Genomic DNA, 21,863 nt, shown 5'->3' with positions numbered 1-21,863 from the left:
GTGGCCGACGAAGTGCGCAAGCTGGCCGAGCGCACGGCGGGCAATACCCTGGAAATCGAACAATCCATCAATGTGCTGCATCAGCGCACGCACGAGGTATTGCAGAATGTGCATGCGGCACTGGAGCGGGTACAGGGTGTGGAAAACGCCATCACTACCGCCAGTGCCAGCCTGGCGGCCATCCGCGAGGCCAACCAGGGTGTAGCGCAATCGGCGGCCAACGTGGCGGAAATGCTGCAGCAGCAGTCAGCCGCCTCCACCGAAGTGGCACAGAATATGGAGACCATGAGTGCGCTCACCGAACAAAACAGCCATAGCATCGCCACCACCAGCCATGTCGCGCAGCAACTGCACACCACCGCCCACGACCTGAAGCGCCTGGTCAGCCATTTCGAGCGACACCTGTAAGAGCCAGTGCAGCGTCTCAGGCGCAAGGGTGAGGCAAAAGGCCAGCGAAATGCACCGGACGTGGCTGTGCATTCCGCTGGCGTTTTTCACGCGGGGTCAGCCTAGCGCCACAGGCAAGCGCCACCGCGAAGGCCAAGGCATTTGCTACAATAGCCGGCTGCCGCCATCTGCTGCGGCTTGACCCGAATCACCGCAGGCGGCCAACGGCCGCCTTTCTGCTGGCCGCCGGCACTGCCCGGCACAGCCCACCCCGAGGATTGGATTTCGCTTGAAACTGCGTACCGTACTCCGCATAGCGCTATTGCTGGTGCTGATGGACATTGCCGCCGTCGCCTCCTTTCGCGCCAGCGTGGACGGTTCGCTGGACGAGCTGCGCTCGGCCAATACCCAGCGGCTGGAGCTGTATGCCAACAGCCTCAACAGCGAGATCGGCCACTACGCCCGCCTGCCCAGCCTGCTCGGCCTGTCACCCTATGTGGAGCGGCTGCTGCACGCCCCGCAAGACCGCCAGCGCCAGCAGGCCGCCAATGACTATCTGGAACGGCTGAGCCAGCGCACCGGGGCCAGCGCCATCTACATCATGGACAGCAGCGGCATCGTGCGCGCCACCAGCAACTGGCGGCAGCCGGACAGCTATCTGGGCGAAAACGATTCCTTCCGTGCCTATTTCACCGATGCCATCAGCGGCCAGCCCGGCCGCTTTTTCGGCGTGGGCACTACCCGCAGCGAAGCCGGCTACTATCTGTCCGAGCCGCTGACCAGCCACGGCCGCATCATTGGCGTGGCGGTGGTCAAGATCAATATGGAATACCTGGAAAAGCTGTGGCGCGAAAACAAGACCATGGTGATGGTGTCCGACCAGAATGAAGTGGTCATCCTGGCCACCGAACCGGGGTGGAAATTCAGCACCCTCAAGCCCTTCAGCAAGGCCCTGCAGGATGCTTTCGACCGCAACCGGCAATACAACCGCAAACCGCTGCCGCCACTGGGGCTGGAAGAACGGCGCAGCCTGGGCAACGGCAGCCACATCTACCGGCTGGACCAAAGCGGCCGGCGCACGCTGAGCCGGCTGGCCTACCCGCGCGACATGCTGGGGCAATCGCTGCAACTGCCGCTGTCCAACTGGCGGCTGACCGTACTGTCCAGCCTGGAGCCGGTGTACCAGCTGGCCTATAACCGTGCGGCGCTGGCCGCCCTGCTCACCCTGCTCAGCCTCACCGGTATTCTGTGGCTGAACGAACGGCGCCGCCGCCTGCGTGACAAGCTGGCCGCACGTGAAGCCCTGCAGCAGGCTTATCGCGAGCTGGAACGCAAGGTGGAAGAGCGCACCGCCGACCTGTCCCGTGCCAACCAGCAATTGCAGGAAGAAGTCAGCGAACGCATCCGTGCCGAACAACACCTGCGCCAGACCCAGGACAATCTGGTGCAGGCCGGCAAACTGGCCGTGCTGGGCCAGCTGGCCACCGGCATTGCCCACGAACTGAACCAGCCGCTGGCCGCCTTGCGCACCCTGTCCGGTAATGCCATCAAGTTTATCGAACGCCAGCAAACCGACACCGCCCGCACCAATCTGCAAACCATCTGCCAGCTGGTGGATAAAATGGGCGAAATCACCAGCGCGCTCAAAGGCTATGCACGCAAGTCCACCAGTAGTCTGGGCACGGTAGACATCAGCCTCGCCATCGACAGCGCGGTGCTGCTGCTGCGCAACCGGCTGGAGGGCAGTCAGGTACGCATTCTCCGCCCCAATGCGCCGGAGCCGTGGCAGGCACGCTGCGACCCCAACCGCTTCGAACAGGTGCTGGTCAATCTGCTGGCCAATGCGCTGGACGAGCTGCAAGACCAGCCGCAGCCCATCATCGAAATCAGCGGTCATCGCACCACAGAACACCTACAATTGCAGATTCGCGATAACGGCCCCGGTTTGCATGAATCCGTACGCGCCCAGCTGTTCGAACCCTTTGTCACCACCAAGCCTGCCGGCATCGGCCTGGGACTGGGGCTGACACTCAGCGCCGGCATCATCGCAGAAGCCGGCGGCAGCCTGAGCGCCGACAACCACCCGCAAGGTGGTGCGGTATTCACCATTACCCTGCCGCTTGCCACAAAGGAAAACCGCCATGTTTGATGGCATGAAAGTGTTGATTGTCGAAGATGATCCGGATGTCCGGCTGGGCTGCGAACAGGCACTGGCGCTGGAAGGGCTGGAAGCGCGCGGTGTCGCCAGCGCCGAGCAGGCGCTATCGCTGCTGCTGCCCGGCTTCCCCGGCGTGGTGGTGAGCGACATCCATCTGCAAGGCCAGGACGGCATGGCCTTGCTGCGCCAGCTCAAGGCGCGCGACAGCGGCCTGCCGGTGATCCTGATCACCGGCCACGGCGATGTCAGCCTGGCGGTACAGGCGATGAAGGACGGGGCTTACGACTTCATCGAAAAACCGTTTTCCTCGGAGCGGCTGCATGAAGTGGTATGTCGCGCCATGGAGCAGCGCCGCCTCAGCCTGGAAGTGGAAAGCCTGCGCCGGCAATTGCATGACAAGCAAAGCCTGGAAGCCCGGCTGATTGGCCGCTCACCGGCCATGGAGAAGGTGCGGCGCATGATTGCCGACCTGGCCGACACCTCGGCCAATGTACTGATCCTGGGCGAAACTGGTACTGGCAAAGAGCTGGTGGCGCGCTGCCTGCATGAAATCAGCCGCCGCCAGAAGAATAACTTTGTCGCAGTCAACTGTGGCGGGCTGGCAGAAAACCTGTTCGAGAGCGAGATCTTCGGCCACGAAGCCCATGCGTTCACCGGCGCGGCCAAGCGCCGCATCGGCCGCATCGAATACGCCAATGGCGGCACGCTGTTCCTGGATGAAATCGAAAGCATGCCGCTGCCGCTGCAGATCAAGATGCTGCGCGTACTGCAGGAGCGCACGCTGGAACGGCTGGGCTCCAATACCCCGATCTCGGTCGACTGCCGCGTGGTATCGGCCACCAAGGCCGACCTCAAGGCCATGGGCAATAACGGCAGCTTCCGCAGCGACCTGTACTACCGCCTGAACGTGGTCACCCTGCAGCTGCCGCCGCTGCGCGAGCGGCGCGAGGATATCCCGCTGCTGTTCGAATACTTCCTGCTGCAAGCCGCCAGCCGCTTTGACCGCCCCACCCCGCAGCTGGAAGCGCACGAACAAGCCGAGCTGCTGGCCTACGACTGGCCGGGCAATGTGCGCGAACTGCGCAATGTGGCCGAGCGCTATGTGCTGGGCATCCGCAGCCCGCTGTCCGAATCCGGCGAGCTGAGCCAGAGCCTGCCGCTGGCCGAAACCGTCGAGGCTTTCGAGCGCGCACTGATTGCCGAAGAATTCCGCCGCCACGGTTTCAGCCTCAGCCGCACCAGCGAAGCGCTGAAAGTGGCCAAGACCACCCTGTTCGACAAGCTGAAAAAATACGGCCTGAATCAATCGGGTTGATGGCCGGGCTGATGAGCAGCCTGCCGTCCCGGTCGGCTGCAGGCTGCGGGCATAAAAAAAGCGGCCACCGGGGCCGCTTGCCAAAGGCTGCATGAGCAGTCACTGCGCCATGCTGCCGTTGCGGGGGGATCACGCCGGCGCTACACCGGCATCACAACAGGCAGACAGGCCGGCACAGTGCCCGGCCCTGCGGCTCAATAGGTGTAGAACATGCGTTGCAGTTCTTTGGTGTCGTGGGTCTTGGTCAGGCCCAGCATCAGCAGGATGCGTGCCTTTTGTGCATTCAGCGTGTCGCTGACCACCAGATCTTCCTGATCGTCATTGGCTTCGCCGTTGCGGGCGACAATACCGTTGCCCACGCGCGAGCTGCGTACCAGCACGATGCCTTTCTTACGGGCATCACGGAAGGCCGGCATCATCTGTGCGGCGATGCTGCCATCACCCACACCTGCCTGCACGATGCCCTGGGCACCGGCAGCGATGTTGGCATCCATGGCCACACGGTCCATATTGGCGTAGCCGTACACGATATCCACGCGCGGCAGGCTGTTGAGCTTGCTCACGTCAAACTCGGTATCTGCGGTGTTCTTGCGGGTGGACATGCGATAGAAGTGCGGCTTGTTGTCCTGCATGTAACCCAGGTAGCCCAGTTCCGGCGTCTTGAAGGTATCGGTGGTGGAAGTGTTGGTCTTGGTCACTTCGCGTGCGGCATTGATCTGGTCGTTCAATGCAACCAGTACACCCTTGCCGGCAGCTTCCTTGCTACCAGCCAGGATCACGGCGTTGTACAGGTTGATCGGGCCGTCAGCACTGATGGCAGTAGACGGACGCATGGAGCCCACCACGACCACCGGCTTCTTGCTCTTCACCACCAGGTCCAGGAAGTAAGCGGTTTCTTCGATGGTATCGGTACCGTGGGTAATCACCACGCCATCCACATCCTTCTGCGCCAGCAGTTCGTTCACGCGCTTGGCCAGCTTCAGCCACACTTCGTTGGTCATGCTTTCACTGGCGATCTGGGCCACCTGCTCGCCACGGACATCGGCCACCTTGGACAGCTCGGGCACGGCGGCAATCATCTTGTCCACGCCCAGCTTGGCTGCGGTGTAACCAATGGTGGTGGTGCTGCTGGCACCGGTGCCGGCAATGGTGCCGCCGGTCGCCAGAATCACCACGTGCGGCTTGGCCGCTTCGGCTGCATGGGCGGATTGACCACACAGGGCAGCCATCACGGCTGCGCTGGACAACAGCAGTTTGAAGGTTTTTTTCATGTCTCTTCTCTTTGTAGAAAGACTAGTGGGGATGTCGTTGCCGGGAAGCAACTGGCTGCAGCGATCAGCCCCGCGTCCTGCTTGTCCGCCTGTGTCGGCGGCTTGGGCAGGGCGGGATCTGTCACTGGATTTTTATGGGGTAAAACGGTGGCAGGGACTTAGGGCGCTCAGGCCTGGTCTTCTGCCAATGCCGGATTGCTCTGTGCCGCGCCAGCATCGATATCGCCTTCGGACGCAGCCACCACGGTAGTGGCAATCGCATTACCCAGTACATTGGTCGCCGTGCGGCCCATGTCCAGGAAGTGGTCGATACCCAGGATCAGCAGAATGCCGGTTTCCGGCAGATTGAACATCGGCAGTACCGCAGCCACCACCACCAGCGAAGCACGCGGCACACCAGCAATACCCTTGCTGGTGATCAGCAGGATCAGCAGCATGGTGATCTGCTGGCCCAGGCTCAGGTGGATGTTGGCCACTTGCGAGATGAACAGGGCGGCAAACGAGGTGTACATGATGGAGCCGTCCAGGTTAAACGAATAACCCAGCGGCAGCACGAAGCCGGAAATACGCTCCTTGATGCCAAAACGCTCCAGCTGTTCCAGCAGGGTCGGATAGGCAGCTTCGCTACTGGCAGTGGCAAAGCCCAGCATCAGCGGCATGCGGATGGTTTTCAGCAGGGCGAAGATCTTCTTGCCGATAAAGCCATAAGCCGCAGCAATCATCAGCAGCCACAGGCAGGTCAGCGCCAGATAGAAGCTACCCATGAACTTGGCGTACATCGACAGCACGCCCAGGCCATCGGCGGTAATGGTGGCGGCAACCGCACCAAACACACCTACCGGAGCAAACATCATCACGATGTTGGTGACGCGCAGCATGATGTTGGCCAGTTGTTCCAGGCCTTTCATCAGGATGTCAGGCTTCGGACCCTTGTAGGAAGCAATGGCCACACCGAAGAACACCGAGAACACCACCACTTGCAGCACTTCGTTTTTCGCCATGGCGTCAAAGAAGCTGGTGGGGAACATGTGGGTGATGAAATCCTTCAGGTTCAACGCAGTGGCTTTCACTACCGGAGCCGAAGCATCAGCCATCGGCAGGGTGTAACCCAGGCCCGGCTGCAGGGTATTGGCGAAAATCAGGCCCAGGAACAGGGAAACCAGCGAGGCACCCATAAACCAGCCCATGGCTTTCAGGCCAACACGGCCAATCGAACGGGAATCACTGCTGCCAATGCCATGTACCAGGGTGGACATCACCAGCGGAGCAATAATCATCTTGATCAGACGCATGAACACGTCAGTCAGGATGGAGAAGTAACCGGCAACGTCTTTCAGTTGCTTGGGATCGGTAATCGAGGTGTGACAGCCGTAGCCGACTGCGATGCCCAATACCAGGGCGATCAAGACCCACAGGGTAATCTTGTTGGTTTTCACGAGCGTTTCTCCAGAGTAACCCGGCTTTAAGACCGGTGTTGAGTCCGCTCGTATCAGCAGTAATCATGCCAGGAAAAATTCACAAAACAACAAGTCAAGCTGTTGTTTTTAAAGAATAAAATTAAAAATACAATGACATGCATTCGGAAAGCCGAACAGAGGGGCTGAGGCGCGTTTGGAAACCCGACCGAACAGCCAGGTGAAAGGCAGATACCTGTCGGCATGCCAGCGAGCTAGACCCACTCGCAAGGAAAAAGTTTCCGCAATGCAGCATGCACTTGCGGCCAGTGCACCACCTCACCGCCAGCTGTTGGGTTACGCGCCGGAATCGCCGACAATCATGCCATCCATCACATTCCACTCATGGGGCAGCGCATTCGCGCAAGAGCGGCGCAGCAGAGCCTGCCCGCACTCCCCTCCTCACCACATGATCAGACCACACAAGGAACCCTGGCTTGCTCACCATCACCAATTTTCGCGATCTGGGCGGCATTCAAAACAAGCATGGCAAACAACTGATCAGCAAGCGGCTATTGCGCTCTGCCGAGCTGTCCCGCCTCAGCCCGGAACAGACACGACAACTGGCAGGACGATACCAGCTCGGCAAGATCATCGACTTCAGAAGTGCGGAAGAAGCCCGGGAGCGGCCTGATGTCAGCATTGCCCAAGCCCGCTATGTCCACATTGATCTGCTGGCCGAAGCACAGCAGCAGGCACAAGCATCCATCGCGGCCTTCACCCAGCTTGATAGCGTGAGCAAAACCACAGAATACATGCAGATGCTGTATCAGGAACTGGCGCTCTCCCCTGCCGCACAAGCGGGTTACCGGCAGTTTTTTCAGGAAGTGCTGGCCAATGATGCGGATAAAAGCGTGCTGTTTCATTGCGCTGCCGGCAAAGACCGAACCGGCATTGCCGCCATGCTGATGCTTGAACTACTGGAGGTCTCCAGAACCCTGATTTATCAGGACTACCTGCAAACCAACCGCATGCGTCGCCGGGAGAATGCGCGACTTCTCGCCCAGTCCGCCACAGCGGGGGCTGACGCAGCCCAGCAAGCGGCCTTCGCCATTGCACTACAAGTGGATAGCCGCTATCTGGACCGTTTTTACGCAACGGTAGAGCAACATTACGCGGGAGTGGAAAACTATCTGCACACTGTGCTTCACATCGACCTGGCCAGCAAACAGCAATTGCAGCAGCGCTTGTTACGCTAAGCCCCGGGCGAGCCGGCAACAGGCCAGGCCGTGTTCACCATCGTGTAGCTGCAGACATGGAAAAGCCGCTGTGTGGATGCACAGCGGCTTTTGATGTTTGGTGGGCCCCCCGGGAGTCGAACCCGGCACCAACGGATTATGCTTACCAACTATGGCTTTCGCCACCCCTTTCGGGTTTGTGGTCTGGACTGTCTCTTGTCTTTACGACCTGCCCGTACAGTCTCTACACGTCCTCTCGCCAGAGAGTTTCGCTCGGGATTGCCACGCCACCAAGGCAACAGAGGTTTCCCCGAATTTGAGCAGTTCTACCAAGGAGCAGAGTCAACTTACTCCAGGGCAACCCAATTTTGCATCGTCCGTATTCTTGCGAATCGTAGAACGTTGCAGCTTAAGTCCGCTGCTCTAACCAAGCATGAGCTAGAGGCCCGAAGGGGGGCATTATAGCAGAGACAAATAAAAATCCCCAAGCCCTGATGCAAGCGGCTTGGGGATGATTTCCTGCCTACAAGGCCAGCTTACTGACCGCCCGGCTCATTATCCAGGAAGCTGCGCAGACGTTCCGAACGGGTCGGGTGACGCAGCTTGCGCAGGGCTTTGGCTTCGATCTGACGAATCCGCTCGCGCGTCACGTCAAACTGCTTGCCCACTTCTTCCAGGGTGTGATCGGTATTCATGTCGATGCCGAAACGCATGCGCAATACCTTGGCTTCACGCGGCGTCAGGGTGTCCAGCACTTCCTTGGTAGCGTCCTTCAGGCTGGAATACATCGCAGCATCAGACGGTGCCAGGTTGTTCTGGTCTTCGATGAAGTCGCCCAGATGGGAATCGTCGTCGTCGCCGATCGGGGTTTCCATGGAGATGGGCTCCTTGGAAATCTTCATGATCTTGCGAATCTTCTCTTCCGGCATTTCCATCTTTTCCGCCAGTTCGGCCGGATCCGGCTCGCGACCGGTTTCCTGCAGGATCTGACGGCTGATGCGATTCATCTTGTTGATGGTTTCGATCATGTGTACCGGGATACGGATGGTACGGGCCTGATCCGCAATGGAGCGGGTAATGGCCTGACGAATCCACCAGGTGGCATAGGTCGAGAACTTGTAACCACGACGGTATTCGAACTTGTCCACCGCCTTCATCAAGCCGATATTGCCTTCCTGGATCAGGTCGAGGAACTGCAGGCCACGGTTGGTGTACTTCTTGGCGATGGAAATCACCAGACGCAGGTTGGCCTCGATCATTTCCTTCTTGGCACGACGCGCCTTGGACTCACCCGCCGACATCTGGCGGTTGATTTCCTTGAGCTCCTTGATCGGCAACATGGCGCGATCCTGCAGCTCGGACAGCTTGGTCTGTTTCTCGATGATGGCGTACTTGAAGCGGGTCAGTGCCTCACTCCAGGCCTTGCCGGAATCGATTTCGGTTTCCACCCAGGCGGTGTTGATTTCGTTACCCGGGAATACCTTGATGAAGTGGGTACGATCCATGCGCACGCGGGTGACGCAGATGTCCTGGATATCACGCTCGAAGGTGCGGATTTCATTGACACGGCGACGCAGCGATTCACACAGCGATTCGATCTGGCGGGTGGAGAAGCGCACCATCATGAATTCGGTGGTGATGGCGTCTTGCAGTTCCAGATAGCCCTTGGACTTGGAGCCTTCCTTTTCCAGCACCTTGACCATCTTGTCGAACATCATGCGCACGCCGGCAAAATGCTCCAGCGTTTGCTGTTTCAGCTCTTCCAGATTGGCCAGGTTGGCGGCTTCGGCACTGGCCTCGTCGTCTTCGGCGTCCGCTTCTTCGTCTTCGAGCAGTGCATCTTCCTCGACTTCCGGCTCGGCAAACGGCAGTGCCGCTTCAGCCGTATCAGCATTCGGGTCGATGAAACCATCCACTACTTCGTCAACGCGGATTTCTTCCTTGCTGATGCGCTCAACCAGCTCCAGCACTTCGGCCACCGTACCCGGACATGCCGAGATCGCCAGAATCATGTGCTTGAGGCCGTCTTCGATACGCTTGGCGATTTCGATTTCGCCTTCACGGGTCAACAGCTCGACCGAACCCATTTCGCGCATATACATGCGCACCGGATCGGTAGTACGGCCGAATTCGGAGTCGACCGAGGACAAGGCTGCCTCGGCTTCTTCCACCGCATCTTCATCCGCCACAGCCGGGGTGGCATCGGACATCAGCAGGGTCTCTGCGTCCGGGGCTTCGTCGTAAACCTGGATGCCCAGGCCGGAAATCATCGTGACGATGTTTTCGATCTGTTCGGCATCGGAGACATCTTCCGGAAGGTGGTCATTGATCTCAGCGTAGGTGAGATAGCCACGTTCCTTGCCCAGGGCAATCAGCTGGCGCAGGCGTTTACGCTGCTCTTCCAGGCTCATTACCTGTTCTTCGTTGTCCTGTACGTCTTTTTGATTTTCGGGAGAGGCCGCCATTTTGCTTCCTGCTTAAAATAAGCCGAAAAAAACAGTTGATTATAACACAACTACGTCACTTCTGCCCTGGCTCACGGGGATGAGCCAAGCAGGTCTCGGAGCAGTTCCCTGAATAATGCTTTCTCTTCCGGTGTTAGACCTTCGTTGCGGTCTTTCAGTTTTAGCCTTTCCACCTGGGCTTCACGCAGCATTTTCAACAGCTTGGCATTGCCGTGTTGAAACTGGGTGCGATCATCCTCGCCGGGGTCGGCAAACTCGTCCGGATCCTGCATGGCCTGGTGCAGCACACTGTCGATCAGCCCTTCGTAGGGGGTGCCGCGCAGCCCCTCTATCAATTGCGCCGTATTGGGCGGCTGTTCGTGTCCCTGCACACTTTCGGCCAACATCGCAAAGCAGGCCAGTTCGTCGGACAGCGGCAGGCTGTCCGGCAATGTCACATCACCGGCCCACGCCGGGTTCATCAGCAGCCACTTGATCTGCTTGTGGACGATGGGCGTGTTGATCTGGCGATATGATTCTTCCGGCAGGCGGTATTCCCGCTTGCCCTTGCGCTCCGGCGCCTTCTTGCCCGTGGTCAGCATGTCGAAATCGTCGACGTCCATGCCGGCGAGTTCCGCCAGCCTTTTTCTGATCATGAAGCCGAGCGCCGGTGCTGCAATCTGTGCCAGTAGCGGGCTGGCCTGCTTGATCAGGTCTGCCCGCCCTTCCGGCGTATTCATGTCCACGCGGCCGGTCAGCTCGCGGGTAAAGTAAACCGACAGCGGCAGGCTGTGTTCTTCCAGCTGCTGTTCAAATGCTTCGGTACCGAATTCCCGGATATAGCTGTCCGGGTCGTGTTCCTGCGGCAAAAACAGGAAATTCAGCGCCTTGCCATCCTGCAATTGCGGCAGGCTGTTTTCCAGCGCACGCCAGGCGGCCTTCTGGCCAGCCTTGTCGCCGTCAAAGCAGAAATACACCTGGTCGGCATGGCGCATCAGCTTGCGCACATGCTCACCGGTGGTGGCCGTCCCCAGCGTGGCCACCGCATAGGCTATGCCATATTGGGCCAGCGCCACCACGTCCATATAGCCCTCCACCACCAATACGCGGTTCTTTTCGCGGATAGCCTGGCGGGCTTCATACAGGCCGTACAGCTCGCGGCCTTTTTCGAACAGCACCGTTTCCGGCGAGTTCAGATACTTGGGCTCCCCCTTGCCCAGCACCCGGCCACCAAAACCGATGATGGCACCGCGCTGGTTGCGGATGGGGAACATCACCCGCTCACGGAAGCGATCGTAACGCTTGCCGCTTTCTTCATTCAGAATCACCAGGCCGGCATCCACCAGCTTGTCGTCCTGGTATTGCGGGAAAATGGCCTGCAGATTCTGCCATTCGCCCGGCGCATAACCCAGCCCAAAGCGCCCGGCAATTTCGCCACTGACACCCCGCCCTTTCAGATAACTGATGGCAACCGGGGCAGATTTCAGTTGCTGCTTGAAATAGCCTGCCGCCAGCTGCATCACTTCTTCCAGCGACAGCTGACGCTCACGCGCCGCACGGGTAGCTTCCGGATTGATGCTGCGCACTTCCGGCACTTGCATGCCGATGCTTTCCGCCAGCATCTTCACTGCGTCGACAAAGCCCAGTCCCTGGTATTCCATGACGAAACCAATGGCAGAGCCATGCGCGCCACAACCGAAGCAGTGATAGAACTGCTTGCTGGGACTGACAGTGAAGGAAGGGGATTTTTCCTTGTGAAAAGGACAGCAGGCCAGATAGTTCTGGCCGGCCTTCTTTAGCGGGACATAGCGATCCACCACGTCGACCAGATCGACACGGGACAGCAACTGATCAACAAAGTCCTGTGGAATCAACGGCGAACACCTGCCTTAACACGAGGGAACAAAATACCGGGCCTGACTGCACCCGGCCATGGGTCAGGCGGTCAGCTTGGCCTTGATGCGAGCGGAAACCAGCGCCATATCGGCACGGCCTGCCAGCTGCGGACGCAGCAGGCCCATGACCTTGCCCATGTCCTGCATGGAGGCAGCACCGCTATCGACCACGGCCTTGGCGACCAGTTCGTCGATTTCGGCCTCGGACAGCTGCTGCGGCATATAGGCCATCAGCACGGTCATTTCAGCCTTTTCCTTGTCGGCCAGATCCTGGCGCTGGGCTGCTTCGTACTGCGAGATGGAGTCACGGCGCTGCTTGAGCATCTTGTCGATCACCACCACGATGGCTGCGTCATCCAGCTCGATGCGCTCGTCCACTTCCTTTTGCTTGATGGCAGCCATCAACAGGCGGATGGCGGCCAGGCGCTCGGTGTCCTTTGCCTTCATGGCGGACTTCATGTCATCGCTGATGCGAACTTTGAGGCTCATGTCGTGCTCACAAGGGGCCATGTCAAGACATGGCGTAAGAATTCTGGAGTACAAATGGCAAAACCGCAGGCCATGCCTGCGGTCCCGCTTTATTGCCGGAGCAACTCTTAGAAGAGTTTCGGCGGCAGCATCTGGCTGCGGATGCGCTTGTAGTGGCGCTTTACGGCAGCAGCGTGCTTACGCTTGCGTTCGGTGGTCGGCTTTTCGTAGAACTCACGAGCGCGCAGTTCGGTCAGCAGACCGGTTTTTTCTACAGCGCGCTTGAAGCGACGCATGGCGACTTCGAACGGCTCGTTTTCTTTAACGCGAATATTCGGCATTGACTCAAGTATCCTTAGATCCGTAGGTATGGACGTACCGCTACCTATAAAAAACAGCATTTTAACAACAATACGCGGTTTGGAAAAGTCTGAAGCATTCCCGACAAGCTTTTTGTGGCGCTTTTGTGCATCACGGCTTGCGAGAAGAAATCACCCCCTCACTAGGAGAACTTGGTACAGCGCTATAAAAACGTTTCGGCATCCGCTCCGCACAATAGGCGGCGCGGCCTGCTTCGACAGCCAGTTTCATGGCATGTGCCATCAATACGGGATTACCGGCAGCGGCAATCGCGGTATTCATCAGCACGCCATCACAACCCAGTTCCATGGCGATGGCCGCATCGGATGCGGTCCCCACGCCGGCATCTACCAACACCGGAACACTGGATTGCTCGATGATCAGTTTCAGATTCCACGGATTCAGGATGCCCATGCCCGAGCCAATCAGACTGGCCAGCGGCATGATGGCGCAACAGCCGATCTGCTCCAGCTCGCGCGCGATGATCGGGTCATCCGAGGTGTACACCATGACATCAAAGCCCTCGGCGACCAGTACTTCGGCAGCTTTCAGGGTTTCCTTGACATTGGGGAACAGGTTGCCGGAGTCGCCCAGCACCTCCAGCTTGACCAGACGGTGGTCATCCAGCAGCTCGCGCGCCAGGCGCAAAGTGCGGATGGCATCCTCGGCGGAATAACAGCCCGCCGTATTGGGGAGCAGAGTGTAACGGTTCTGCGGCAAAAAATCGAGCAGATTGGGCTCACCGGCGTGCTGACCCAGATTGACACGTCGAATTGCGACGGTAACGATGTCGCAGCCCGAGGCATCCAGCGCCTCGGCAGTCTGCTCGAAATCACGATATTTGCCAGTACCTACCAGCAGGCGTGAATTATAGGCCTTGCCTGCAATGACCAGTTGATCCTGCACTTTCCACTCCTTCGGCGCAGCGTCAGCCACCGCCAACCGCCACCACGATTTCCAGTTCATCCCCATCCGCCAGCGCGGCAAGACCATGCTGACTGCGGGGTACGATCTCGCCATTGAGCTCGACGGCAACCCGCTTGCCGACCAGCTCCAGCGCCTGCACCAGCTCTGCCACGGTAGCCAGCGCGGCAAATTGTTTCATTTCGCCATTGATACGCAACTGCATGGCTTATCTCCTCTCCGCCCGCTGCACCACCACCAGACTCTGGATTTCGTTCAGTACCCGCGACAGATGCTCGACACTTTCCACCTGCAGGCGGAAATGGATGTGAATGAAGCCGTCACCCACATGAGTATCCTGGGTATCGACGCTTTCGATATTGGCCGAAGCCTGCGAGATGGCGGCGGCAATATCCGCCAGCGCACCGCGCTCATTGCGTGCCAGCACACTGACAGAAACGCCGAACATGCGGTCGCGCTGCGTTTCCCAATTCACATTGAGCAATTTGTCGTGATCAACGCGCTGCACATTCGGACAAGCAATGCGATGGATCACCAGGCCCTGGCCCTTGGTGATGACGCCGAGGATTTCATCTCCCGGCAAGGGATTGCAGCAACTGCTGAGCTGCACGGTGCCGCCCTCGTTGCCACGGATGGTGACCGGACCCACCTTGACATTTTCACCCAGACGTTCGCCGGCCAGCTCGACCAGACGGCGCGCCACGGCAATCGGCAACAGCTTGCCAGCACCGATTTCCGCCAGCACTTCCTGGAAGCCTTGCAGCTTGTCGCCATGCACTGCCATGTATTCAGCCTTGAGCGCATCATCCAGCAGCAGCGGCGACACCGCCAGCGCGCCAATGGCTTGCTTGAGCAGCTTCTCGCCCAGCGTGGATGCTTCTTCGCGCTGCAGGCTCTTCAGATAATTACGAATGCCGGAACGGGCACGGCCACTTTGCACGAAAGTAAGCCAGGACGGATTGGGCTTGGCCTGGGTCGAGGTAATGACCTCGACAGTATCGCCATTGCGCAGCACGGTACGCAGCGGCATCAGCACATGATTGACGCGCGCGGCAATACAGCGGTGCCCGACATCGGTATGTACGGCATAGGCAAAATCGACCGGGGTTGAGCCTTGCGGCAGCACCATGATCTTGCCCTTGGGGGTGAACACGTACACCTCGTCCGGAAACAGGTCGATCTTGATGTGCTCAAGGAATTCGACGGCATCGTCGCTCTCCTCCTGCATGTCCAGCAGGCTTTGCAGCCACTGGTGCGTGCGCTGCTGGGCGGTATTGATGCCGGCATCGCCGCTCTTGTACATCCAGTGCGAAGCCACACCGGCTTCGGCCACACCGTTCATTTCTCGGGTACGGATCTGCATTTCCACTGGCGTGCCGTAAGGGCCGAACAGGGTGGTATGCAAACTCTGGTAGCCATTACCCTTGGGGATGGCGATGTAATCCTTGAATTTGCCCGGGATAGGCTTGTACAGGCTGTGCAGCGCACCCAGCGCCAGATAACAGCTGGGAATGTCGTTCACTACGACACGGAAGCCGTAGATATCCAGCACCTCGGAAAACGACAGGTGTTTTTCCTGCATTTTCTTGTAGATGCTGTAGAGGTTTTTTTCGCGCCCCTTGATGGTGGCTTCGATATTGCTTTCCACCAGCCGCTGGCTGACGGTTTTCAGAATCTTGTTGACCACTTCACGGCGGTTGCCGCGCGCGGCACGTACGGCCTTGGACAGCACGCTGTAACGGTGCGGGTGCAGGTGCTTGAACGCCAGATCCTGCAGCTCGCGGTACACCTTGTTCTGACCGATGCGGTTGGCAATCGGCGCATAGATTTCCAGTGTTTCCAGTGCGATGCGCTGGCGCTTGTCCTCGCGCATGGAGTCCAGCGTGCGCATATTGTGCAGACGGTCGGCCAGCTTGACGATGATGACGCGGATGTCGCGCGCCATGGCCAGCACCATCTTGCGGAAGTTTTCCGCCTGGGCGGTTTCCTTGGTCTGGTATTCCAGCCTTTCCAGCTTGGACAGGCCATCGACCAGATCAGCCACCACCTTGCCGAATTTCTCGGCCAGCGTGGGCTTGGTGACGCCGGTATCTTCCAGTACATCATGCAGCAAGGCAGCAGCCAGCCCCTGCACATCCAGCCGCCAGTCGGTCAGCATGGTCGCAACCGCCAGCGGATGGGTGATGTAGGGCTCGCCACTCTTGCGGGTCTGGCCTTCGTGCGCCTCGCGGCTGACATCGAAGGCCTGGCGCAGCAACTGCACGTCTTCCGGCTTGAGATAACGGGCGGCTGCCTCGAAAAATGCCGCCGCTTCGCGTTCGATCAATGCCTCGTAATCGATGGCGATCTCCAGCCCGGTCCCCATGTGTCGCTCCGCCTGCACCCTGATCAGCTCTTGCTACGGGTGAGAACTTCCTTGCCTACATGGCCGGCGGCGATTTCGCGCAGCGCAACGACAGTGGGCTTGTGACGGCCGGCATCCACGAAGGAAGTCGCGCCGGAGGCAACCTGACGGGCGCGATAGGCTGCAGCCAGAGTCAGGTCAAAACGGTTCTGGATGCGATCCAGGCAATCATCTACGGTAATTCGTGCCATCTGATTTCTTTCGTAAATTGCGCGATGTGGATAACTATATCGAGTTTTGCCGGAGCAACCAATGCGTGCTAGTCGTGCTGCACGCCCATGCGGGCCAGCGCCGGCGCCAGTCGCATGGTTTGCACCGCCGCACGCAGGCGGCGTGCACGGAAAATGCTGACCAGATCACCTTTGGCACGTTCGAAATCGTCATTGACCACGATGTAGTCGTATTCGGCTACCTTGTCGATTTCGGAACGGGCCGAAGCCAGGCGGCGCAGAATCACTTCTTCGCTGTCGGTACCACGGCCACGCAGGCGGCGTTCCAGCTCTTCGATGGAAGGCGGCAGAATAAAAATGCCAACCGCATCCGGGAATACCTTGCGCACCTGCTCGGCACCCTGCCAGTCGATTTCCAGCAGGATGTCACGCCCCTGCTCCAGCCGGCTTTGCAGCCAGCGCACGCTGGTGCCGTAAAAATTGCCGTATACCTCGGCATACTCGAGGAAGTCCTGGCCAGCGATCATGGCCTGGAATTCGGCGTGGCCGACAAAGTGGTAATGCTGGCCATCCACCTCACCGCTGCGCGCAGGGCGCGTGGTGTAGGAAACGGACAGCTCAACGCTTGGCTCTGCCTGCAGCAAAGCCGCTACCAGCGAGGTTTTGCCTGCACCGGAAGGTGCCACCACGATATAGATGTTCCCGACTGCTTTGCTCATCAATCGAGCTTCCTGCCAAAGAAAGGGTAATTTTTCAGAATACCACAGAGTGGATTTCCGGTTAAGAGTAAAAGTATCTTCATGTCAAGATTTAGGTGTTTGTCTTCACACCGAAGTAAAATCCCGCGTCTTAACCAAACCATAACAAGGCTCGGAGCATCTCTGTCATGCAACTACTGGAAAGCTTTTTCAAGCTGAGGGAACACGGTACTTCGGTCAAGACCGAAGTGATCGCCGGCTTCACTACCTTTCTGACCATGGCTTACATCATTTTGGTCAATCCGCTGATTCTGTCCGCCACCGGCATGGACCTGAACGCAGTATTCGTCGCAACCTGCCTGGCCGCTGCGCTGGGTACTGCCATCATGGGCCTGGTGGCCAATTATCCGATGGCACTGGCTCCGGGCATGGGCCTGAATGCCTACTTCACCTTCAGCGTGGTCAAGGGCATGGGGATCCCCTGGCAGGCAGCACTAGGGGCAGTATTCATTTCCGGCATCGTTTTCCTGGCTGTCAGCCTGTTCAAGGTGCGTGAAGCCATTGTCAACGCCATTCCGCGTTCGCTGAAGTTTGCCATTTCTGCCGGCGTCGGCATGTTCCTGGCCATCATCGCACTGAAAGATGCCGGCGTGATCGCAGCCCATCCGGCTACTTACCTGACCCTGGGCAATATCCACAATCCCACCACCCTGCTGGCGATTCTGGGCTTCTTCCTGATCGTGGCGCTGGAATACCGCAAGGTGCCGGGCTCCATCATCATTGGCATCCTGGTGGTGACCGCGCTGTCCATCGCGCTGGGCCTGTCCAAGTTTGAAGGCATCTTCGCTCCGGTACCGAGCATGGCGCCCACTTTCATGAAGATGGATCTGCATGGCGCCATGAGCGCCGGCCTGGTTGGCGTGATCTTCGTGTTCTTCTTTGTCGACCTGTTTGACACCACCGGCACGCTGGTGGGTGTGTCGCACCGCGCCGGCCTCTTGGACAAGGATGGCAAGCTGCCGCGCCTGAAGCGCGCCCTCTTGGCTGACTCGGTCGCCATTACCGCCGGTGCCATCATGGGCACCTCGTCCACCACGGCCTACATCGAATCGGCCGCCGGCACTGCCGTGGGTGGTCGTACCGGCCTGACCGCCACCGTGGTGGCCATCCTGTTCCTGGCCTGCCTGTGGATTTCGCCGCTGGCCAAGACCGTACCGGCCTACGCCACCGCACCGGCACTGTGCTATGTGGCCGTGCTGATGGCTCGTGGCCTGGCGGAAATCGACTGGAACGACCTGACCGAGTCCGCCCCTGCGGTGATGACTGCACTGGCCATGCCGTTTACCTTCTCGATTGCCGACGGTATCGCTTTCGGTTTCATCAGCTATGCTGTGATCAAGATTCTGGCTGGCCGCTTTGCCGACCTGAAACCGGCCGTGGTGGTGATTGCCGCGCTGTGGATCTTCAAGCTGGCTTTCTTCGCCTGATCGACATCAGACACACAGGGCCTGCCGCTTGTTGCGGCGGGCCTTTTTACTTTCAGCGCCGCCAGACACGGTTGCTTCATTTGAAAGTACAATAGCGCCATGGAAAATCTCAGCAATCTCGACTACGCCAGCTACCTCAAGGGCTGGATCCGCACCGTGCCCAACTGGCCCAGCCAGGGCGTGATGTTCCGCGACATCACCCCGCTGCTGCAAAACCCCAAAACCTTCCGCATGCTGATCGACATTTATGTCCACCGCTACATGCTGGAAGAAGTGGATCTGATTGCCGGCCTGGATGCCCGTGGCTTCATCATTGGCTCGGTACTGGCTTACGAGCTGAATGTCGGCTTCGTACCCATCCGCAAGAAAGGCAAGCTGCCTTTCACGACCGTGGCGGAAGAATACGAACTGGAATATGGCAACGCCACGGTGGAGATCCACACCGATGCCTGCAAAGCCGGCGACCGGGTGATTCTGATCGACGACCTCATCGCCACCGGCGGCACCATGATGGCTGGCTACAATCTGCTGAAAAAGCTGGGGGCGAATGTACTGGAAGCCGCCGCCATCATCGAACTGCCGGAACTGGGTGGTGGCCAGCTGATTCGCGATGCCGGCCTGGATGTTTTCACGGTGTGCTCTTACGACGGCCATTAAGCCCTATACACATCGGCAGACAGACAAAACGGACCCCACGGGTCCGTTTTGTCTGCTACAAGGCAATCAATCAGCCATCCAGCCCTCTGGCCTTGACCAGCATCCCCAACTGGTAACGGCCATAAGCCAGCAGACCACGCCAGGTCCAGCGCGCCATCCAGTAGCACAGGCACAAACCGCCCGCCCCCACAACGATCATCAACACCACGGCAATCCAGGCGCCCTCATGGCTTATGCCGATATTCAATTCATTATCATCAAGCTGCCCATCTTCATTAACGCTGCGTAGCACACCACGCGCCTCACTGGCACTGCGCTGCACGCTAACCGATCCATCACTGGATTCAATATGAACGCTAACCCGTCCTGCCGATGCATCCCGCACCACATCCACTCTTTCGCCATTGCTACCCCGGATATGGATATTCGCGCTAGGTCCAGCCTGTTCATAGCTTGACCAAAGCGTGCGGAAGTCGCGGGCTTCCTGGATGCCCGGCCAGCCAAACAGTGCATTGCTAGCCAGCGTAGCAAACAGCACCACCCCACCGATCAGGATGCCGGTGGAGGCCAATGCCCCCATGGTCAGCAGCCACAGATAAAACAGAAAGGGGATGGCCAGCAGGAAATTCAGTACGCCAAGCCCGGCGATGGACCCCACCACGGACAGCAGGTTGCCAACACTCTTGCGACTCTCCCAGCGTGCCATGTGATGGCGCGCCATCAACTCCCGCGCCAGCTGCTGTGGATCTCCCAGCGCAGCCGCGATATCCGCCTCGCTGCGACCAGCCGCCAGGCCATCACGAAAATACTCCTGGTAATCGGCAACGATGTCCTGCCTTTCACTCTCGGGCAGCCGCGACAGCGCTTCTTGTAACTGACTGATGAATTCATGCTGGTTCATGATGCCTCTCCCTTGGTCTGGCCTGCCGCCAGTTGCAACACACTGTTCACATCGCTAACGAACTCCTGCCATTCCTGCTGCATCAGCACCAACTGCCGGCGCCCTTCTGCGGTCAAGGTGTAGTACTTGCGCGAAGGCCCACTGGCCGATTCCACCAGATAGGTCGACACCCATGCCTCGGCCTGCAGCCGGCGCATCAGCGGATACATGGTGCCTTCGCTCACTTCCATGCTGCGCGACAGAATGCTCACCAGTTCGTAGGCATAGCTGTCACCGGCCGCTAGTGCGGCCAGCACGCACATATCCAGCGTGCCCTTTTTCAACTGCGTTTTCATGCTGGGACTCCCATACCTTGCATTACACGATAGATAGTCGTGCCAGGCGCAAGAACAAGCCGGATATTAGCCCCAGCTACAATGCATTACAAGGTACTTGGTAAAACCACGTAGCCATGATCAGCCACCCGTTAATGCTGTGAAGATGAATTTTTACTTGGCGCCAAGCGAATTCTTCATCCATAAAGCATAAACACTGACATATCCTCACCCGAAATCACACTCATGAACTCCAACAAAAAATCGCTGGCACTGGTGCTGGGCGGTGGTGCTCCCAATGCCACGCTGATGGCAGGTTCGCTCGTCGCATTTATCGAAGCAGGCGTTGAATTTGACATCATTTCCACCTCGGGTGCGGGAGCGATAGTCGGCCTGCTCTATGTCGCAGCCAAGGGCCAGGACGGCAAAAGAGCCTTGAAAAAACTGGCCGACATGGGGGTGGCCGACGCGCTGTACTCAGCCTTTCCGGTCAATTTCAAGGTCTTCAACAAACCCGGCCCGCTGGCGGACATCTGGCGTCAATGGCAGCAGGCGAATCCGCTATTACAGGCCATCCAGGCTCAGGCCGACCAGGGGCCGCTACAGCGGCTGGCCGCTGACTGGAGCAGCTGGCTGATGGCCAGCCTCTGCCCCAGCGATCTGACAGCGCATAGCAAGGGCTTGTGTGCCCATGTGCCCTTCATCGACCAGGTCGTCGATTTCAGCAAGCTGGCCAGCCTCAAGCCACAGTTCTATCTGAATGCCTACAACCTCAGCCGCAAGCGCATGGAGTGCTGGGACAAGCAGCAAATCACCCATGAGCACTTCCTGGCCGCTCTATCTTTCCCGCTGATCTACCCGCCCTACCAGCTGGATGGTGATTACTACATCGAAGGCGCGGCGATTGACACTCTCAACTTCAAGCGCCTGTTCCAGGACCACTCGCATATCGACACCACGGTGGTGTTTGATGTTCTGGGCAGCGAGCAGATCCTGCATCCGCCACGCGATCTGTACGATGCCTGGGTACAGTCCATCATCACGCCGCTGACTGAAATTGCCCGCGACGACCTGAAGCTGTTCGAAGCACTGCATAACAAGGATGTCGACGGCAAGCCGCGTACCCAGTTGCTGCGCGTACCCTACGACCAGTTCATCAGCCCGGCCCAACGCGAGCAGGAACTGGACTGGTCTTACTCCAACCTGTCGCAGATGTATCAGGCCGGCTACTCCGCTGGTCTGTCACTGTGCCATGACCACGCGGCGGAACTGGGCCTGGCCTGAGCCTGCCGCCACCATGCAACAAGGGCTGCCATGGCAGCCCTTGTTGTTCAATACCCCACCCGCCTCTTAGCCAACGTCACCGCGCAGCAGCAGG

The 21,863-nt window shown here is 58.8% G+C and carries 20 protein-coding genes; 7 read left to right on the top strand and 13 right to left on the bottom strand.

Annotated features, from left to right (window positions below; translation table 11 throughout):
* From EAY64_RS17075 to EAY64_RS17065, 3 genes are all read left to right on the top strand, one after another.
* A partial coding sequence (locus EAY64_RS17075) for a methyl-accepting chemotaxis protein (protein WP_233566504.1) occupies positions 1 to 408 on the top strand: 408 nt, incomplete at its 5' end.
* 268 nt (positions 409 to 676) lie between these two features.
* Positions 677 to 2,536: a sensor histidine kinase gene (locus tag EAY64_RS17070; protein ID WP_199734478.1), complete on the top strand. Its 1,860-nt coding sequence runs from the start codon at positions 677 to 679 to the stop codon at positions 2,534 to 2,536.
* Positions 2,529 to 3,860, top strand: a complete 1,332-nt coding sequence (locus EAY64_RS17065; protein WP_103525942.1) for a sigma-54-dependent transcriptional regulator — start codon at positions 2,529 to 2,531, stop codon at positions 3,858 to 3,860. The genes EAY64_RS17070 and EAY64_RS17065 overlap by 8 nt, the downstream gene beginning before the upstream one ends.
* A 194-nt stretch (positions 3,861 to 4,054) precedes the next feature.
* Here the strand turns inward: EAY64_RS17065 and EAY64_RS17060 are convergent, their stop codons facing one another.
* Together EAY64_RS17060 and EAY64_RS17055 are read right to left on the bottom strand one after the other, a co-directional pair.
* Complete coding sequence (locus tag EAY64_RS17060) at positions 4,055 to 5,131, bottom strand: type II asparaginase (RefSeq protein ID WP_103525941.1); 1,077 nt, start codon at positions 5,129 to 5,131, stop codon at positions 4,055 to 4,057.
* Positions 5,132 to 5,298: 167 nt separating this feature from the next.
* Entirely contained in the window at positions 5,299 to 6,567 is a 1,269-nt protein-coding gene (locus tag EAY64_RS17055; protein ID WP_103525940.1) for a dicarboxylate/amino acid:cation symporter, read from the bottom strand.
* Positions 6,568 to 7,022: 455 nt separating this feature from the next.
* Between EAY64_RS17055 and EAY64_RS17050 the strand changes: the two genes are divergently transcribed.
* The gene (locus tag EAY64_RS17050) at positions 7,023 to 7,784 is read left to right on the top strand and encodes a tyrosine-protein phosphatase (RefSeq protein ID WP_103525939.1); all 762 of its coding nucleotides are present in this window, start codon (positions 7,023 to 7,025) and stop codon (positions 7,782 to 7,784) included.
* Between the two features lie 515 nt (positions 7,785 to 8,299).
* Here EAY64_RS17050 and rpoD read toward each other — a convergent pair.
* From rpoD to gmk, 9 genes are all read right to left on the bottom strand, one after another.
* Complete coding sequence (gene rpoD / locus EAY64_RS17045) at positions 8,300 to 10,228, bottom strand: RNA polymerase sigma factor RpoD (protein ID WP_103525938.1); 1,929 nt, start codon at positions 10,226 to 10,228, stop codon at positions 8,300 to 8,302.
* Positions 10,229 to 10,299: 71 nt separating this feature from the next.
* Positions 10,300 to 12,081, bottom strand: coding sequence for a DNA primase (gene dnaG, locus EAY64_RS17040; protein ID WP_103525937.1), 1,782 nt, complete (start codon positions 12,079 to 12,081; stop codon positions 10,300 to 10,302).
* Positions 12,082 to 12,144: 63 nt separating this feature from the next.
* Positions 12,145 to 12,591 carry a GatB/YqeY domain-containing protein gene (locus tag EAY64_RS17035; protein ID WP_103525936.1) on the bottom strand — a complete coding sequence of 149 codons (447 nt, stop codon included), beginning with the start codon at positions 12,589 to 12,591 and terminating at the stop codon, positions 12,145 to 12,147.
* A 107-nt stretch (positions 12,592 to 12,698) separates the two neighbouring features.
* Positions 12,699 to 12,911 carry a 30S ribosomal protein S21 gene (gene rpsU / locus EAY64_RS17030; protein WP_059284939.1) on the bottom strand — a complete coding sequence of 71 codons (213 nt, stop codon included), beginning with the start codon at positions 12,909 to 12,911 and terminating at the stop codon, positions 12,699 to 12,701.
* A 130-nt stretch (positions 12,912 to 13,041) separates the two neighbouring features.
* Positions 13,042 to 13,836, bottom strand: coding sequence for a thiazole synthase (locus EAY64_RS17025; RefSeq protein WP_226034193.1), 795 nt, complete (start codon positions 13,834 to 13,836; stop codon positions 13,042 to 13,044).
* A gap of 22 nt (positions 13,837 to 13,858) precedes the next feature.
* On the bottom strand, positions 13,859 to 14,059 hold the full coding sequence (thiS, locus tag EAY64_RS17020; RefSeq protein WP_103525934.1) for a sulfur carrier protein ThiS: 201 nt from the start codon (positions 14,057 to 14,059) through the stop codon (positions 13,859 to 13,861).
* 3 nt (positions 14,060 to 14,062) lie between these two features.
* On the bottom strand, positions 14,063 to 16,219 hold the full coding sequence (locus EAY64_RS17015; protein ID WP_103525933.1) for a RelA/SpoT family protein: 2,157 nt from the start codon (positions 16,217 to 16,219) through the stop codon (positions 14,063 to 14,065).
* Between the two features lie 23 nt (positions 16,220 to 16,242).
* On the bottom strand, positions 16,243 to 16,449 hold the full coding sequence (rpoZ, locus tag EAY64_RS17010) for a DNA-directed RNA polymerase subunit omega (RefSeq protein ID WP_059284935.1): 207 nt from the start codon (positions 16,447 to 16,449) through the stop codon (positions 16,243 to 16,245).
* A 68-nt stretch (positions 16,450 to 16,517) separates the two neighbouring features.
* Positions 16,518 to 17,147, bottom strand: coding sequence for a guanylate kinase (gene gmk, locus EAY64_RS17005; protein ID WP_103525932.1), 630 nt, complete (start codon positions 17,145 to 17,147; stop codon positions 16,518 to 16,520).
* Positions 17,148 to 17,314: 167 nt separating this feature from the next.
* Between gmk and EAY64_RS17000 the strand changes: the two genes are divergently transcribed.
* Positions 17,315 to 18,613, top strand: coding sequence for an NCS2 family permease (locus EAY64_RS17000; protein WP_103525931.1), 1,299 nt, complete (start codon positions 17,315 to 17,317; stop codon positions 18,611 to 18,613).
* Between the two features lie 99 nt (positions 18,614 to 18,712).
* A complete protein-coding gene (locus tag EAY64_RS16995) occupies positions 18,713 to 19,270 on the top strand; it encodes an adenine phosphoribosyltransferase (RefSeq protein ID WP_103525930.1) in 558 nt (185 codons plus the stop codon).
* Between the two features lie 70 nt (positions 19,271 to 19,340).
* On the opposite strand, the gene EAY64_RS16990 is transcribed toward EAY64_RS16995, so the two are convergent.
* Together EAY64_RS16990 and EAY64_RS16985 are read right to left on the bottom strand one after the other, a co-directional pair.
* Positions 19,341 to 20,171: a DUF1700 domain-containing protein gene (locus tag EAY64_RS16990; RefSeq protein WP_103525929.1), complete on the bottom strand. Its 831-nt coding sequence runs from the start codon at positions 20,169 to 20,171 to the stop codon at positions 19,341 to 19,343.
* Positions 20,168 to 20,506, bottom strand: a complete 339-nt coding sequence (locus tag EAY64_RS16985; RefSeq protein ID WP_103525928.1) for a PadR family transcriptional regulator — start codon at positions 20,504 to 20,506, stop codon at positions 20,168 to 20,170. Before EAY64_RS16985 ends, EAY64_RS16990 begins: the two co-directional genes overlap by 4 nt.
* A gap of 225 nt (positions 20,507 to 20,731) precedes the next feature.
* Between EAY64_RS16985 and EAY64_RS16980 the strand changes: the two genes are divergently transcribed.
* On the top strand, positions 20,732 to 21,769 hold the full coding sequence (locus EAY64_RS16980; protein ID WP_103525927.1) for a patatin-like phospholipase family protein: 1,038 nt from the start codon (positions 20,732 to 20,734) through the stop codon (positions 21,767 to 21,769).
* The last annotated feature ends 94 nt before the right edge of the window (positions 21,770 to 21,863 follow it).

The sequence above is a fragment of the Aquitalea palustris genome (assembly GCF_003693445.1).
Classification (GTDB): Bacteria; Pseudomonadota; Gammaproteobacteria; order Burkholderiales; family Chromobacteriaceae; genus Aquitalea; species Aquitalea palustris.
The sequence above is the reverse complement of the archived record's forward strand: the minus strand, read 5'-3'. Positions and strand labels throughout refer to the sequence as shown.

Bases quoted from the DNA above. Each gene is read 5' to 3' on its own strand.
- EAY64_RS17000 (WP_103525931.1), top strand. From the start codon at position 17,315: ATGCAACTACTGGAAAGCTTTTTCAAGCTGAGGGAACACGGTACTTCG.
- EAY64_RS16990 (WP_103525929.1), bottom strand. From the start codon at position 20,171: ATGAACCAGCATGAATTCATCAGTCAGTTACAAGAAGCGCTGTCGCGG.
- rpoD (WP_103525938.1), bottom strand. From the start codon at position 10,228: ATGGCGGCCTCTCCCGAAAATCAAAAAGACGTACAGGACAACGAAGAA.
- EAY64_RS16980 (WP_103525927.1), top strand. From the start codon at position 20,732: ATGAACTCCAACAAAAAATCGCTGGCACTGGTGCTGGGCGGTGGTGCT.
- EAY64_RS17060 (WP_103525941.1), bottom strand. From the start codon at position 5,131: ATGAAAAAAACCTTCAAACTGCTGTTGTCCAGCGCAGCCGTGATGGCT.
- EAY64_RS17035 (WP_103525936.1), bottom strand. From the start codon at position 12,591: ATGAGCCTCAAAGTTCGCATCAGCGATGACATGAAGTCCGCCATGAAG.
- thiS (WP_103525934.1), bottom strand. From the start codon at position 14,059: ATGCAGTTGCGTATCAATGGCGAAATGAAACAATTTGCCGCGCTGGCT.
- rpsU (WP_059284939.1), bottom strand. From the start codon at position 12,911: ATGCCGAATATTCGCGTTAAAGAAAACGAGCCGTTCGAAGTCGCCATG.
- EAY64_RS16995 (WP_103525930.1), top strand. From the start codon at position 18,713: ATGGAAAATCTCAGCAATCTCGACTACGCCAGCTACCTCAAGGGCTGG.
- rpoZ (WP_059284935.1), bottom strand. From the start codon at position 16,449: ATGGCACGAATTACCGTAGATGATTGCCTGGATCGCATCCAGAACCGT.
- EAY64_RS17015 (WP_103525933.1), bottom strand. From the start codon at position 16,219: ATGGGGACCGGGCTGGAGATCGCCATCGATTACGAGGCATTGATCGAA.
- gmk (WP_103525932.1), bottom strand. From the start codon at position 17,147: ATGAGCAAAGCAGTCGGGAACATCTATATCGTGGTGGCACCTTCCGGT.
- EAY64_RS16985 (WP_103525928.1), bottom strand. From the start codon at position 20,506: ATGAAAACGCAGTTGAAAAAGGGCACGCTGGATATGTGCGTGCTGGCC.
- EAY64_RS17065 (WP_103525942.1), top strand. From the start codon at position 2,529: ATGTTTGATGGCATGAAAGTGTTGATTGTCGAAGATGATCCGGATGTC.